The sequence below is a fragment of the Streptomyces sp. NPDC058284 genome (genome assembly GCF_042881135.1).
Taxonomy (GTDB): Bacteria; Actinomycetota; Actinomycetes; order Streptomycetales; family Streptomycetaceae; genus Streptomyces.
Window position 1 is genome coordinate 86,266 of sequence record NZ_JBHVYE010000020.1, and the last position, 13,930, is coordinate 100,195.

The following is a 13,930-nucleotide window of genomic DNA, read 5'->3' on the forward strand; positions in this document are numbered from 1 at the left end:
TCACTTCCCCTTCTTGCCTCCGCCGCGCTCGTTGGTCAGCGTCACCGTGACGCCCTTGGCGGCGTTGGCGGCCGTGACCTCGTGCGGGCCGCTGACCGGCCGCTTCGGCCGGGCGTAGCCGTCGGGCACGTCGGTCTCCTTGAGGTAGTACGAGCCGAGGTCGAGGCCCTGGAACTCGCACCGGCCGCGGCCGTCCGTGGCGCAGCCCCTGTCGACGAGCGTGTCCCGGCCCGTGCCGGACGACTGGAGCCCGGCCCTGCCGTTGGTCTCGCGCCACAGCTGGAAGACGGCGCCGGGCAGCGCCTTGCCGGTCTTCTTGTCCTTCTTGACGACGGTGATCCCACCGAGCTCGCCGGGCTGCTCGTGCCTGCTGTTCAGCGCCTCCACGGAGACTCCGGCCGAGGCGTTGGCGCCCGTGAGGCGGAGGGGGCCGAAGACCGCGGGGTCCGGTAGCTCGTAGCCGCCGGGGGCCTTCGTCTCGACCCAGTAGTACGTCCCGGTGGCGACGTGCTTGCGGCACGTACCCGTGGTGCTCGTGGTGCAGGGCTCACCCGTCTCGGTGTCGGGGTCGGAACCGCTCTGCTGGAGCCCGGCCCTGCCGTTGGTCTCGCGCCACAGCTGGAAGACGGCGCCGGGCAGGGCCCTGCCCGTCTCCTTGTCCTTCTTGACGACGGTGACGTCGCCCTTGACGACGTCCGGCTTCTTCTTGTGGTTGGTGGCGGTCACCGTCACGCCGTCGTCGGCGTTGGCCTCGGTCAGCTCCAGCGGTCCGAAGACGTTCGGCGAGGGCCGTTCGTAGCCGCTCGGGGCTTTCGTCTCGCGCCAGTAGTACGTGCCGAGCGGCACGGTCTGGACGCATTCGCCGGGCGCCCCGGTGGTGCAGGGGCTGCCGACCCTTTCGTCCGGGTCGTCGCCGCCCGTCTGGAGTCCTTCGACGTCGTTGGTCTCCTCCCACAGCTCGAACTCCGCGCCCGCGAGCGGGTCTCCGCTGTCCCCGTCGGTCTTGACGATCTTCACCTGCCCGGTCGTGGGCGTGGTGTCGCAGTCGGGCAGGTCGCCGAGGAAGGGGTAGTTGTGGATCTCCTGGCCACCGCCGCCCGACGCGGCGCTGGTGTGGAGGAGCGATCCCGTGGTGAAGAGGCGGCCGTTCATGCCCGGCACGCTGACCGTGGTCAGCGACCTCTGTTCGCCGACCAGGACGCTTCCCTGGAACTGGCCGGTTCCCTTGAACTCCACCGACGTGGCGTCGGGGAAGTTCCACAGCAGGCGGCTGCGCAGCTGGTTGAACCGGCTGCTGTCGTCGATGGTGCCGCTGTAGGTGCTGATGGTGCGCTTCGTACCGAGGACGTTGACCAGGATCGTGGCGCCGTCCGGGATCCCCTCGAAACGGATGCCCTCCTGGCCGCCGCTCGCGCTCATCAGGTCGAAGTCCACGTTGAAGACCTGCAGCCGGGAGCTGTTGTCGCCGCGGAACAGGGTCTCGCCGCCCGAGTGCCTCGCCGTTCCGGTGGCCTCGCGGAGGCCGCCGTCGGGGTGCGCGTAGCACCGGCTGGCGGCCGTCAGCTCGTCCCGGAGCGGGATGTACGGCTCTGCGGCCTCGCGGTCCTTGCGCAGGGTGGCGAGGATCCTGCCGGAGGTGTCACCGGCGTGGCGCACCACACCGCCCTCGGCGAGCAGCCGCTCGCCGCTCGCGACCGTGACGTCGCCGCCCGTGGTGAGCCAGTCCGAGCCCACGGGCGGCGCCACGCGCGAGCCGACGCCGGCCTCGCCGATGTTGTAGACGCTGCTGAAGCCGGCCGCCTTGTCCTGGTCGAAGTCGCCGAGGACCACCACGCGGCCCTCGGCCTCCGCGGCCCGCTCGCGGACGAGGAAGTCCTCGCCGACGTAGACGTTGATGCCGTTGTCGCGGTACCTGATGCCGCCGTTGTGGACGGGCGGGTAGTCGCCGTCGGGGCAGTTGCCGGGCACGCACGGGCCGAGCCCGCCGGGCAGCGGCTTCGCGGCGGCGGCGGGCACGGCCTGGGCGGCCCCCGACCCGGGAGAGGAGTGCGCGGCGGCGGGCACGGCCGGGAGACCGCTGCCCGCCACCATGCCGAGGAGGCAGAGGTACCTCATCCCGGACTGGATGACGGAAGGGAAACTCACGTGCAGATCAGCTCCTCACTTGGTCAAAGCGACGTGGAGGAGGCTCGCACGAGCGACGTCCCGGGCCCCTCAACCGATCCGCTGCCGCATCCGAAGAGCACTGCAAAGGACGAGTGCCGGTGAACGGCGTACGCGCCGGACGCACCGCTTCCGGTCTGCTTCGGGCCCGCCGGACCGGAGCCACGGACCACTACTTCAGGACCGGCGTACAACCCTGACGCCCCATCCCGTGTCGAACAGGACGCCGGACAAGGAACGGGCCCTTTCCGGACACCCCCCGCGCTTGCCCGGCCACCTTCCTTCCAAGGAGCCGCACGTGCGCAAGAACCGTTCGGCCGCCCTCGCGGCGGCCTCGTTCCTCCTGCTGACCGGGGCCGGTATCGCCACCGCCCCCTCCGCTCTCGCCGGCACCCCTGGGGGTACGCACGCCGACGACCGCAACAGCGACTTCAACGGCGACGGGTACGAGGACATCCTGGTCGGCGCCCCGGGCGCGACGGTGAGCGGCGCCAAGGGCGCGGGGCTCGTCACCGTCCAGTACGGCTCGACCGGAGGCATCGGCACCACGAACGTCGCCCGGTTCAGCCAGTCGACGGGCGGCGTCTCCGGCGCCGCGGAGGCGGGCGACAACTTCGGCAAGGCCGTCGCCACCGGCGACCTGGACGGCGACGGCTACGACGACGCGATCATCGGCATCCCCGGCGAGGACCTCGGGGACCAGGCCGACGCGGGCGGCGTCGCCATCCTCTGGGGTTCGAGGACGGGGCTCACCGGTGCGGCCAGCGACTGGCTGCAGACCGCGCAACCCACCAAGGGCTCGCAGTTCGGGGTGGGTCTCGCCGCCGCGCGCCTCTCCGGCGTCACCCCGGGCGACGAACTCGCCGTACTGGACCGCGACAACATCGAGCTGTTCGCCTACGAGCCCGCGCCGCCGGCCCGCGAGCGGGCGCCGCTGCACCGTCAGGGCACCGAGCGGCTCGGCAGGTCGGCCGCCGCGAGCTCGATCGTGGCCAAGGCGCTGACCACCGGCGACTACAACAACGACGGCTTCGCCGACCTGGTCGCCTCCGGTGTGACCGAGGGGCAGGAGCCCGGCCACGGCTGGTCCGTGCAGTTCGCGGGCGGCGCCGACGGCCTCACGTACAAGAACGACCTGCGCGGGGGCCCGGCGTCGGCCTCCGGGGACATCAACCACGACGGCTACGACGACCTGGTCACCGGTGAGCCCGCCTCGCCGGACGACGGTGGCGCGACCATGACCGGCGGTGTGGTCGGCGTGCGCTACGGCACCGCGGACGGCCTCCTGGAGGAGGCCAAGTGGTGGACGCAGGACTCCGCGGGCGTGCCCGGCACCGCCGAGCGCGGTGACGGCTGGGGCGCGGACCTGTCCGTGGCCGACACCAACGGCGACGGCTACGCGGACGTCGCGATCGGCGCGCCCGGCGAGGACATCGGCACGGTCGCCGACGCGGGCGCGGTGTGGGTCCTGAACGGTTCGCAGAACGGGATGACGGCCACCGGCGCCAAGTCGTGGGACCAGGACGACACGGACATCCCGGGAGCGTCCGAGAAGGGTGACAAGTGGGGCGGGCAGGTGCGGCTCGCCGACCCGAACCGCGACGGCCGCTTCGGTCTCCTCGCGGCGGCGCCCGGCGAGAACGCCGGGGACGGCGTGGTGTGGGTCCTCTCCGCGGGTCCGGGCGGCGTCACCGGCGCCGGGTCCTGGACGTACGGGGCGGGATCCCTGGGAGCGCCGGCCACGGGGTCGGCGTTCGGCGCGGCGATCGACGAGTGACCGGGCTCTGAGGGCCCGGCATCCGGGTGCGGTCGCGAGCGGGCGGCTCCGTATCATCGCGGACATCTGCTCACGACTGCGTCCGGAGGCTGAACAGGCATGACAGAGGGCCGAGTTGTCATCGTCACGGGTGGCGGAACCGGCATCGGGGCCGCCACCGCACGGCAACTGCGTGCGGCGGGGCACTCCGTGGTGATCTCGGGACGCCGCCCCGCACCGCTGCGCAGGATCGCCGAGGAGACCGGCGCGTTGGCGCACCCCGCCGACGCGGCCGACCCCGAGGCGGTCACCGGGCTCGTGGCAGCGGCCGTCGAGGCGTACGGCCGCGTCGACGGGCTCGTCCTCAACGCCGGGGTCGGGCGCAGTGGGGCGGTCGGCGACATCTCCGACGAGGACTGGGACCTGGTGCTGCGCACCAACCTCACCGGTCCCTTCCTGCTGTTGCGCGCCGCGCTGCCGCACCTCCTGAAGACGCGCGGCTCGGTCGTGGCGGTCGCCTCGGTCGCCGCCCTGCGCAACGGCGTGGCCAACGCCGCGTACGCCACCTCCAAGGCGGCGCTCCTCCAGCTGTGCCGGTCCGTCGCCGTCGACTACGGGAAGGCCGGTCTGCGCGCCAACACCGTCTGTCCCAGCTGGGTGCGGACCGAGATGGCGGACCGGCGGATGACCCGGTTCGCCGAGGAGGCCGCCCTCGGCGACGGCGGCGCCGAGGCGGCGTACGACGAGGCGACGCGGCTGATCCCGGCCGGGCGGCCGGGCCGGCCGGAGGAGGTCGCCGAGGCGATCGCCTGGCTGCTGTCGCCCGCCGCGTCGTTCGTCAACGGCGCGACGCTGACCGTCGACGGCGGTGTGACGGCGATCGACCCGGGGACGGTCGCGTTCGACTACGGCATCGCGCCCCGCGGCTGACCGAACTGCCCCACGCGCAGCTGGGCCGGTGGGTTCAAAGACAGGCTCTGAGAAGGAGGTCGTGCCCACCGACCAGTAGCCGCCATCCGTTCCCGGGGAGCCGGGCGACGGCTTCCGGCGGACAGGCGGTGGGCGCCTCGGGGCCGCGCTCGCTGATCCAGGTGGCGCCGTCCCAGCGGGCGATGATGTCGCTGAACACCCACACCTCGCCGCCCGGTGTCCCATGGACACCATCCGGCGTCCGCGCGGCCGCGTCCGGCAGCGGCCTGCACCAGCGCCAGGTCCTGCCGTCGCCGCGCAGCAGCCCGGCGCGGCCCTCGTGCCGCCCGCTCACCCAGAACCGGCCGTCGAGGGAGACCGGTGTGCCGAAGGTGCCTCTCGAAGTGCCCGACACCCTGAGCCGGGAGCCGCACGGCGTCAATGCGTCCGAGGCGTGTCCTTTTCGTTGGGCCGGGCCAACTACCGCTCAGTAGCCCGTAGTTGAGTCGCGGGATCTTTGCCGAATCCTCATATGGCGGGCGCGTGAACTGGGGGTAAATGTCCTTCTTTTCTCCACCAAGGCGCCCAATTCAATTGTTGACAGGGCCAGTTGGTCTAGTCCATTTTGGTGGTACGCAAGTTCGACAGGGGGCGGGTGTGAACGCGCTGCCCCGGCGGGCCCGACCAGGCCCGGCCGACCCGGCGTGGAGTCCTGCCGCCGGACGACAGAACCGAACCTTGGAGCACCACATGCCAGCGAGCGAGAGCTATCTGCATCGCGCCCCCTCCGACGTCCCCTACTTCAGCTCGGACGGCGACACCTACCTGGCGCAGACGCAGCTGCGCGACCTCGACAAGAGGCGGCCCCTGCGCGTCCTCAGCGAGGAGGACTTCGCCTTCTGGCAGACGTACGGCTACATCGTCGTGAAGCAGGCGATCCCCACCGAAGCCGCGAAGAACCTGCTCGACTTCGCCTGGGAGTTCCAGGGTCTTGACCGGGGCCGCCCGGACACCTGGTACGAGGAGCGCGAGTTCCGCTCGGACCTCGACCGCGAGCTGCACATCTACGGCTTCGTCGAGGCCTACCACCACCAGCTCATCTGGGACAGCCGCCAGACGCAGCGGGTCTACGACGCGTTCGTGGACGTATGGGACTGCGAAGAGCTCTGGGTGACCCTCGACCGGCTCAACCTCAACCCGCCCAACGTCAAGAACCGCTCCCGCTCGCTGATCGCGCCCACGGAGCGCGGGTTCGACATCAACCTGCACTGGGACGTCGACACCACCCTCGGGGTGCTGCCCCAGCGAGTCCAGGGCATCATCGCCCTCGACGACACCAGGGAGGACCACGGCGGCTTCCAGTGCTGCCCCGAGCTGTTCCGTCAGTTCGACCGGTGGAAGGCCCTCCAGCCGGACGGCCGCGACCCCATCCGCCCGGCCATCGACCGGGAGAAGATGCCCGTGGTCCGGCCGGAGCTGGAGGCCGGTGACCTGCTGATCTGGAACGGCCTGCTGGCGCACGGCGTGGCCCCCAACACCTCCGAGAACGGCGTCCGCGCGGTCCAGTACCTCTCGATGATGCCCGCCCTCGAAACCCACGAGGAACTGCGCCGCTCCCGCGTGGACTCCTGGTCCAACCTGAGCACGCCGGACTGGAACGCCACCCTCCTCGGCGACGCCCACAAGCACGAGTCCCTGCGCTACGGCACGGCCGCGCTCAACGACCTGGGCGCCAAGCTGCTCGGCCTCAAGTCCTGGCACGGCCGGTACCCCGACCAGTCGATCGGGGAAGCCGCATGCGCCGAATCTGCCTGACGCTCCCCACCAACCGGGCCTGCCCCGAGACCATCGCCGCGATCGGCGGGGAAGCGGCGTACGCGGCCGAGCACTTCGACGTCGAGGCGCACCTGCTGATCCTGGACTCATCCGACGCCGCCACGTTCGCCGACCACACCCGGGCCGTCGCCGCACTGCCCGACGTACCGCACGTCGTCGTGCACCACCTCGACGAGGCGGCGCAGCGCGACTTCCTGCGCGCCGTGATCGACCGGGCCGAGGTGGCCAAGCCCGAGCTGATGCTCGACCTGATGCTCCCGGACCGCCTCTCCTACGGCGCCTGCACCAACCGCGCCTTCCTCATCGCCGCCGCCCTGGGCTGCGAGTCCGTGCACCGCAGGGACTCCGACAGCCGCTACCAGAGCGTCGACGGCGAGCCCGTCTTCCCGGTGCACCACGAGCTCATGTCGCTCGGCAAGCCCGCGCGGGAGGCGGCGCACGGCGTCACGGAGAGCGCTCTCGAACCGCGCCACGCCGACCGGCGCGTGGCGATGGTGGGCAGCTCCTTCGTCGGGGAACTCTCCGTGGACATCGGCGAGATCCAGCGCATCGACCCCGACGTCTACCACGACGTGGTCAGCCTCTGGGCGCCCGAGCACTGGTCCGACGCCGAGAAGCGGGCGCTGGTCGACGACTCCTTCCGGGGCGCGGGCACCGACCCGTTCGAGCGCGACCACGCACTCCTCGGCCTCGTCGACCCGATGCGCGTCGACATGTGCAACATCAGCTTCCACGACGTGCACGAACGCGTGCCGCTGCCGCCCGCGACCGACACCATCGGCAGCGACTACTTCCTCATCCACCTGGTCCACGACGCCGCGCTGCCCGGCGTCCTGCACAACCGGAACATCGTCAACTACTACACCGGGGAGCGCAGGACCAACACCGGCTTCCTCGCGTACCAGACGCGCTACGCGAAGTTCCTCCTGTCGATGCTCTACTTCAACCACATCTACGACCGCATGGCCGAGGCCGGCGAGGACCTGCTCGACGACAAGGGCCACGTGCGCCCGTCCGTCATCGCCGAGTTCGCCCGGCGGAGCGCCACGCTCGACCAGGCGGAGAACGTCCGGCGCCTCGACCGCCTCGACGCCGCCCACCGCAAGCTCGGCGGGCGGTACACGGCCGTCGCCGACCACCTCGCCGCGCACCGCGAACGCCTCCTCGACGAGGCGCGCGGCGACATCGAGGACTTCGCCCTGCTGACCGAGGCATGGCAGCCCCTGATGCGCGCAGCCAGGGACATCGGCCCGCTCCCGGCGACGGGAGGCCCCGCGTGAGCGCCACGACGACGACGTACGAGCCCGACAGCGCCTCGCTCCTGGACGCCCTCGCGGCCGCCGCCGAGGACCAGATCGTCTTCGACCTCCCCGGCATCGAGGAGGGGTACGACACGCTGGTGCGCGAACTCCCCGGAGTCGCCGTCCGCTTCGCCATGAAGGCCTGCCCCGTCGACGAGGTACTCGCCCTCCTCGCCCGGCGCGGCTCCGGTGTCGACGCGGCGAGCCCCATCGAGGTGCAGCAGGCACTGCGGGCGGGCGTACCCATCGGGCGGGTGCACTACGGCAACACCGTCAAGTCCGACCGGAACATCGCCGACGCGTTCCGGCTCGGCATCAGGGACTTCGCCACCGACAGCCTGGAGGACGTACGGGCGGTCGCGGAACACGCCCCGGGCAGCCGGGTGTTCTGCCGCCTCGCCACCACCGGCGAGGGCGCGCTCTGGGGCCTCAGCAACAAGTACGGCTGCTCGCCCGAGGACGCCCTCACGATCCTGGAGACGGCACGCGACCTGGGACTCACGCCCGCCGGCCTCTCCGTGCACGTCGGGTCGCAGCAGATGACCGCCGACGCCTGGAACGGCGCGTTCGACCGCATCGCCGACGTCCTGACCGCCCTCGCGGGCCGTGGCATCGCCCTCGACCACGTCAACCTCGGCGGGGGCCTGCCCGCGCTCGGCTACCGCGACAAGCACGGCAGAACCCTCGAACCGCCGATGGACAAGATCTTCACCGTCATCCGCGAGGGCATGGCACGTCTGAGCGCCCTCCCCGGGCACGACCTGCGCTTCATCATCGAGCCGGGCCGCTACCTCATCGCCGACCACGGCGCCATCCGCGCCCACGTCTCCCGGCTCTCGGCGCGCCGCAGGCCGGACGGCGAGCACCAGTACTGGCTGTACCTCAGCTGCGGCAAGTTCAACGGTCTCTACGAGATGGACCAGCTCCAGTACCGGCTCGTCTTCCCCTCGCACCGCGACGCCGAGTCCGTCCCCGCCGTGGTCGCCGGGCCAACCTGCGACAGCGACGACGCCTACTCGCATGAGGACGGCCTCGTGCCGGTGCCCAAGGCGCTCGCCTCGGGCGACCCGGTCTGGGTGATGTCCTGCGGCGCGTACGCGACCAGCTACATGACGCAGGGCTTCAACGGCTTCAGCCCGCTCCCGTACACCTGGATCGACGGCGAGGCGGCATGAGCGAGGTCGTACGCATACGCCGCATCGCCGACGGCGACTGGCCCGGCATCGTGGAGCTGGAGTCCCGCGCCTACGCGCCCCTCGGCCTCTCCGAGGGGCGGGAAGCGCTGGAGTCCCGGGCCGACGCGTCACCCGGAACCTGCTTCGCGCTGGACCTCGGACGGCAGCTGGCGGGCTACCTGCTGGCCCTGCCCTACCCGGAGTCCGCGTACCCGGAGCTCGACGGGCCCGAGCGCGGGACGACGCTCCCCTCGCGCAACCTGCACCTGCACGACATCGTCGTCGCGGAACACCTGCGGCACCGGGGTCTCGCCCGGCACCTCCTGCGCCACCTCGTGGCGACGGCCCGCGCGCACGCGTACGAGCAGATCTCCCTCGTCGCCGTGGGCGGCAGCGAGACGTTCTGGTCCGGCCGCGGCTTCACCGCACACCCGGGCCCGCCACCGACCGGCTACGGCCCGACGGCCGTCTACATGTCGCGCACCACGGGCCCGTCGACGACAAGAACCACACGACCGGCGACCGTACCGGCCGCAGAACCAGAGAAGTGGGCTGATGCGGGTGCTCCGCGTGCGTGATCCTTTCCATCGCGGCCAGTTGGCGATCGCAGCGCTGTTCTGTTCGCTCGGCTTCCAGTACGCCACCTGGGCCTCGCGGATCCCCGCCATCAAGTCGGACCTCGATCTGTCCGCGGCGGAGGTCGGCGTGCTCCTGATGGCCGCCGGCATCGGCGCGGCCGTGTCGTTCCCCGTGGTGGCGGTCCTGATGCGGCGCCTCGGCTCGCAGCGCCTCGCGCTGCTTTCGGCGCTCTGTCTGGCGCTGCTGCTCCTGGCCCTGGCCGCGGCGCCCAACTACCCTGTGGCCCTGCTGGTCATGTGCGTCGACGGCGTCCTCGTCGGCTGTCTCAACGTCGCCATGAACGCGCAGGGCGCCGCGCTGGAGAGCCGGTACGAGCGCAACGCCATGGCCCGGCTGCACGCGACGTTCAGCGGCGGTTCGCTGCTCGCCGCGCTGCTCGCCTCCGGCATGAACGCGGTGACCTCGACGGTGGCCGTGCACTTCGCGGCGGCAGCGCTGCTGCTGCTCCTGCTGGTGGCGTACGCCCGGACCGGTCTCCTGCCGGAGCACGAGCCCGCCGCCGAGGAGGCGGAGGCGGCGGACGTCACGGCAGGGCAGGGGGCGAAGCCCGCGAAGAAGAGGAACTGGGTCCTGCCGTCCAGCATGACGCTGTGGATGTGCGTCGCCATGGCGTTCGGCACCGTGACCGAAGGCGCCATGAACGACTGGTCGGCCCTCTACCTGAAGGACGTCGCCGACGCCTCCGCCGAACTGGCGCCCCTCGGCATCGCCGTCGTCTCGGGAATGATGGTCGTCGCCCGCCTCTTCGCCGACGGCTGGCGCAGCCGCTGGGGCGACGGCCGGATCGTCCTGGTCGGCAGCGTACTGGCCGGGGCGGGCCTGGCCCTCGCCCTGCTCAGCGGCGGCCTGGTGCCCGCGCTGCTCGGCTTCGCCTGTGTCGGTCTCGGCATCGCGGCCGTCACTCCGTGCGTCTACGTGGCGGCGGCCGGGCAGGGTTCGGACTCGTTGACGCTGGTCGCCGCCATGGGCACCACGGGCCTGCTCGCCGGGCCGCCGCTCATCGGCTTCATCGCGCATGCGAGCAGCCTGGTGTGGGGCCTGGCCGCCGTCGCCGCGTCGGCGCTGGTCGTCTCCGCGTGCAGCACCCGCATCCGGTGGCCCGCGACGAGCGGCTGACGGCGGCGGCACCCGGAACGGCCCTCCCGGATCTGTTACTTACCGGAGGGTAGGCGCACCCGACCCCCTTGTTATACATTCCGTCTAACAACGGGGCCGCGGCCTGCCGTGCGACGCGGCGCCGTGCCCGCTGCCTGGACGTCTGAAGCCAAGGAGCCGCAGCATGGCAAGCAGCACTGTTCGGCCGAGCACACAGGGCAGTTCACCGGAGGGCGATGTCGCCCGGCGGCTGTTGGACTCGGCCGCCGTGCTGGCGTACGACCCGGCCACCGAGGTCGACTGGGAGACGCCGCTGGACCGGGGCTACCACGGCGCGAGCCCGGAGTGGAGCACGCTCTACGGCACCGCCTACTGGCAGGAGCTGACCGAGGAGCAGCGCAAGGAGCTGACCCGGCAGGAGGCCGCCTCGGTGGCCAGTACGGGCATCTGGTTCGAGATGATCCTGCAGCAGATGGTGCTGCGCGACGTCTACGCCAAGGACCCGACGAGCACCGAGGTCCAGTGGGCGCTCACGGAGATCGCCGAGGAGTGCCGCCACTCCATCATGTTCGCCCGCGGCGCCGAGAAGCTCGGCGCGCCCCCTTACCGGCCGCGCCGGTTCGCCACCGAACTTGGCAGGGTCTTCAAGTCGGTCGCCTTCGGCGAGGCCGCGTACGCGGCGATCCTGGTGGCCGAGGAGGTCCTCGACGTCATGCAGCGCGACTGGATGCGCGACGAGCGGGTGGTGCCCTTCGTCCGCACCATCAACAACATCCATGTCGTCGAGGAGTCGCGGCACATGAAGTTCGCCCGCGACCAGACGCGCAAGCGGCTCGCGGGCGCGGGACGGGTGCGCCGCGAGATCAACGCCCTGGTGATCGCCATCGCGTCGTACGTCATCGTCACCAGCATGGTGAACCGCGAGGTGTACGCGAACGCCGGACTCGACGGGGAGCGCGCGCTCGCCGAGGCGAAGGCCAACGAGCACCACAAGTCCATGATGCGGTCGAGCTGTTCGGGGCTCATGGAGTTCCTCGCCTCGTGCCGCCTGCTCACCAAGCCGGCCCTGGTCTTCTACAAGCGCGCCAACCTCATCTGATCCCAGAGCCGACGGACCCGAGCGAGCTGAGCCGACGAACATGACCTACGCCATCACGCAGACCTGCTGCAGCGACGCCACCTGCGTCGCCGTGTGCCCGGTCAACTGCATCCACCCCACGCCGCAGGAGCGGGCGTTCGGCAGCACGGAGATGCTGCACATCGACCCCGCGACGTGCATCAGCTGCGGCGCCTGCGCCGACGCCTGCCCCGTCGACGCGATCTTCCCGGCGGACAGCCTGCCCGTGGCGCAGCAGCAGTACGCCGAGATCAACGCGGCGTACTACGACAGGGGCACCGGCTCCGAGGCTCCCGAACCCGCCCCGGAAGGGCCGAACTTCCACGCCTGGGGCGAGCCGTCCTTCCCCCGCGTCCTGCCCGCGGACTTCCCGCCGCTGAACGTCGCCGTCGTCGGCACAGGACCCGCGGGGATGTACGCGGTGCAGGACCTGCTGCTGCACACCGGCGCCGAGGTCACCCTGATCGACCGGCTGCCGGTCGCCGGCGGCCTGGTGCGCTACGGCGTGGCGCCCGACCACCCGGCGACCAAGAAGGTCGGCGACACGTTCGCCCGCTTCCACACGCACCCGAGGGTCCGGCTGCACCTGGGCCTGGACGTGGGCACCGACATCAGCGCGCAGGAGATAGCGGCCCATCACGACGCGGTGATATACGCGGTGGGCGCCTCGGCGGGCCGCCGCCTGTCGATACCGGGGGAGGAGCTGCCCGGCAGCATCTCCGCGAGCGCGTTCGTCGCCTGGTACAACGCCCACCCGGACGCGGCACCGGACGGCATCGACCTGTCGGCCGAGCGGGTGGCCGTCGTCGGCAACGGCAACGTGGCCCTCGACGTGGCCAGGATCCTGCTCGCCGACCCCGACACCCTGGCCCGCACCGACATCGCCGACCACGCGCTGCGCGCCCTGCGCGACAGCAAGGTCCGCGAAGTGGTCCTGCTCGCCCGGCGCGGCCCCGAGGACGCCGCGTACACCAGGTCCGAACTGCTGGCCCTCAAGCAGCTGCCGGGCGTGGAACTGACGGTGGACGACCACGACCCGCGCGTCGCCGCCGCCGTCGACACCGCCGACGCGCAGGGCAAGGCCGCGGTCCTGCGAGGTGTCACGCGCACGCGGCCGGACTGGGAGAACCGGCCCGCACCCGGCCGCAGGATCGTGCTGCGCTTCTACTGCGAGCCCGTCGAAGTCCTCGGCGAGGAACGGGTCGAGGGCGTGCGGGTGGCGGCGGCCACGGGGGAGCGGACGATCCCGGCGGGCCTCCTCCTCCGCGCGATCGGCTACCGCGGCGTGCCCGTGGCAGGACTGCCCTTCGACGAGGCCGAGGGCACTGTGCCGCACGAGGGCGGCCGGGTCGCGGGACTGCCGGGCACCTATGTCGTGGGCTGGATCAAGCGGGGCCCCACCGGCGGCATCGGCGCCAACCGCACCTGCGCCGCCGAGACGGTCTCCACGCTCCTTGCCGACGCGGTCGCGGGCACGCTCCCGGCCCCGCTCCACGCGACGAAGGCCTTCCACCGGCTCGCCCGGCGCCGCAACCGCCAAGTGGTCGACGCGCGCGGCCTCGCCGCCATCGAGCGGGCCGAGGTCACCCGGGGCCGGGCCGCGGGGCGCCCACGCGTCAAGCTCGCCACCGTGGCCGAACTCGTCTCCACGGCGCGCGCGGGGCGCAGCGGACTGCTGCGCTGACGCGCCGGTGCAAAGAGGCAAGCCCCCACCGGCTCTTCACGAGCCTGTCGTGGTGGGGACAGCAGAAGGCCCGGCCTCCGTCACGGAGGCCGGGCCTTCTGTCGCGAGCGCTGGGCAGGCCTTGCACCTGCATCTCCCCACAGGAAGTGGGGCGCCTTTCCTTGGACCACCAACGCCGGGCCCGGTACCGCCTGTTCGGCGTCGAGCACAAGATCGACTGTACCCCACGACCCGGCCGGGAGTGAAATCCTCCGC

Annotated in this window: 11 protein-coding genes; 9 read left to right on the forward strand and 2 right to left on the reverse strand. The window is 71.9% G+C overall.

The features are described 5' to 3' along the window. A complete protein-coding gene (locus ACFVYR_RS26015; protein ID WP_384254277.1) occupies window positions 1–2,145 on the reverse strand; it encodes a choice-of-anchor A family protein in 2,145 nt (714 codons plus the stop codon). Window positions 2,146–2,461: 316 nt separating this feature from the next. On the opposite strand from ACFVYR_RS26015, the gene ACFVYR_RS26020 reads away from it, so the two are divergent. Both ACFVYR_RS26020 and ACFVYR_RS26025 read left to right on the forward strand, forming a co-directional pair. After that, entirely contained in the window at window positions 2,462–3,940 is a 1,479-nt protein-coding gene (locus ACFVYR_RS26020) for an esterase (RefSeq protein WP_384254279.1), read from the forward strand. Window positions 3,941–4,039: 99 nt separating this feature from the next. Beyond that, on the forward strand, window positions 4,040–4,849 hold the full coding sequence (locus ACFVYR_RS26025; RefSeq protein ID WP_384254281.1) for an SDR family NAD(P)-dependent oxidoreductase: 810 nt from the start codon (window positions 4,040–4,042) through the stop codon (window positions 4,847–4,849). A gap of 34 nt (window positions 4,850–4,883) precedes the next feature. Here ACFVYR_RS26025 and ACFVYR_RS26030 read toward each other — a convergent pair whose 3' ends face one another. After that, on the reverse strand, window positions 4,884–5,243 hold the full coding sequence (locus ACFVYR_RS26030) for a hypothetical protein (protein WP_384254283.1): 360 nt from the start codon (window positions 5,241–5,243) through the stop codon (window positions 4,884–4,886). Window positions 5,244–5,578: 335 nt separating this feature from the next. Here ACFVYR_RS26030 and ACFVYR_RS26035 point away from each other — a divergent pair, with 335 nt between their 5' ends. The 7 genes from ACFVYR_RS26035 to ACFVYR_RS26065 all read left to right on the forward strand — a co-directional run bounded on the left by ACFVYR_RS26035 (window position 5,579) and on the right by ACFVYR_RS26065 (window position 13,675). Next, the gene (locus ACFVYR_RS26035; RefSeq protein WP_384254285.1) at window positions 5,579–6,643 is read left to right on the forward strand and encodes a phytanoyl-CoA dioxygenase family protein; all 1,065 of its coding nucleotides are present in this window, start codon (window positions 5,579–5,581) and stop codon (window positions 6,641–6,643) included. Then, a complete protein-coding gene (locus tag ACFVYR_RS26040; RefSeq protein ID WP_384254288.1) occupies window positions 6,625–7,944 on the forward strand; it encodes a DUF6271 family protein in 1,320 nt (439 codons plus the stop codon). The genes ACFVYR_RS26035 and ACFVYR_RS26040 overlap by 19 nt, the downstream gene beginning before the upstream one ends. After that, window positions 7,941–9,140, forward strand: a complete 1,200-nt coding sequence (locus ACFVYR_RS26045; RefSeq protein ID WP_384254290.1) for a type III PLP-dependent enzyme — start codon at window positions 7,941–7,943, stop codon at window positions 9,138–9,140. The genes ACFVYR_RS26040 and ACFVYR_RS26045 overlap by 4 nt, the downstream gene beginning before the upstream one ends. Next, a complete protein-coding gene (locus ACFVYR_RS26050) occupies window positions 9,137–9,718 on the forward strand; it encodes a GNAT family N-acetyltransferase (protein ID WP_384254292.1) in 582 nt (193 codons plus the stop codon). Before ACFVYR_RS26045 ends, ACFVYR_RS26050 begins: the two co-directional genes overlap by 4 nt. Continuing rightward, on the forward strand, window positions 9,696–10,895 hold the full coding sequence (locus ACFVYR_RS26055) for an MFS transporter (RefSeq protein ID WP_384254295.1): 1,200 nt from the start codon (window positions 9,696–9,698) through the stop codon (window positions 10,893–10,895). Before ACFVYR_RS26050 ends, ACFVYR_RS26055 begins: the two co-directional genes overlap by 23 nt. A 163-nt stretch (window positions 10,896–11,058) precedes the next feature. Beyond that, complete coding sequence (locus ACFVYR_RS26060; protein ID WP_384254297.1) at window positions 11,059–11,973, forward strand: diiron oxygenase; 915 nt, start codon at window positions 11,059–11,061, stop codon at window positions 11,971–11,973. Between the two features lie 40 nt (window positions 11,974–12,013). Next, window positions 12,014–13,675 (forward strand): FAD-dependent oxidoreductase, encoded by a 1,662-nt coding sequence (locus ACFVYR_RS26065; protein ID WP_384254299.1) that lies wholly within the window; start codon window positions 12,014–12,016, stop codon window positions 13,673–13,675. Window positions 13,676–13,930 lie beyond the last annotated feature (255 nt).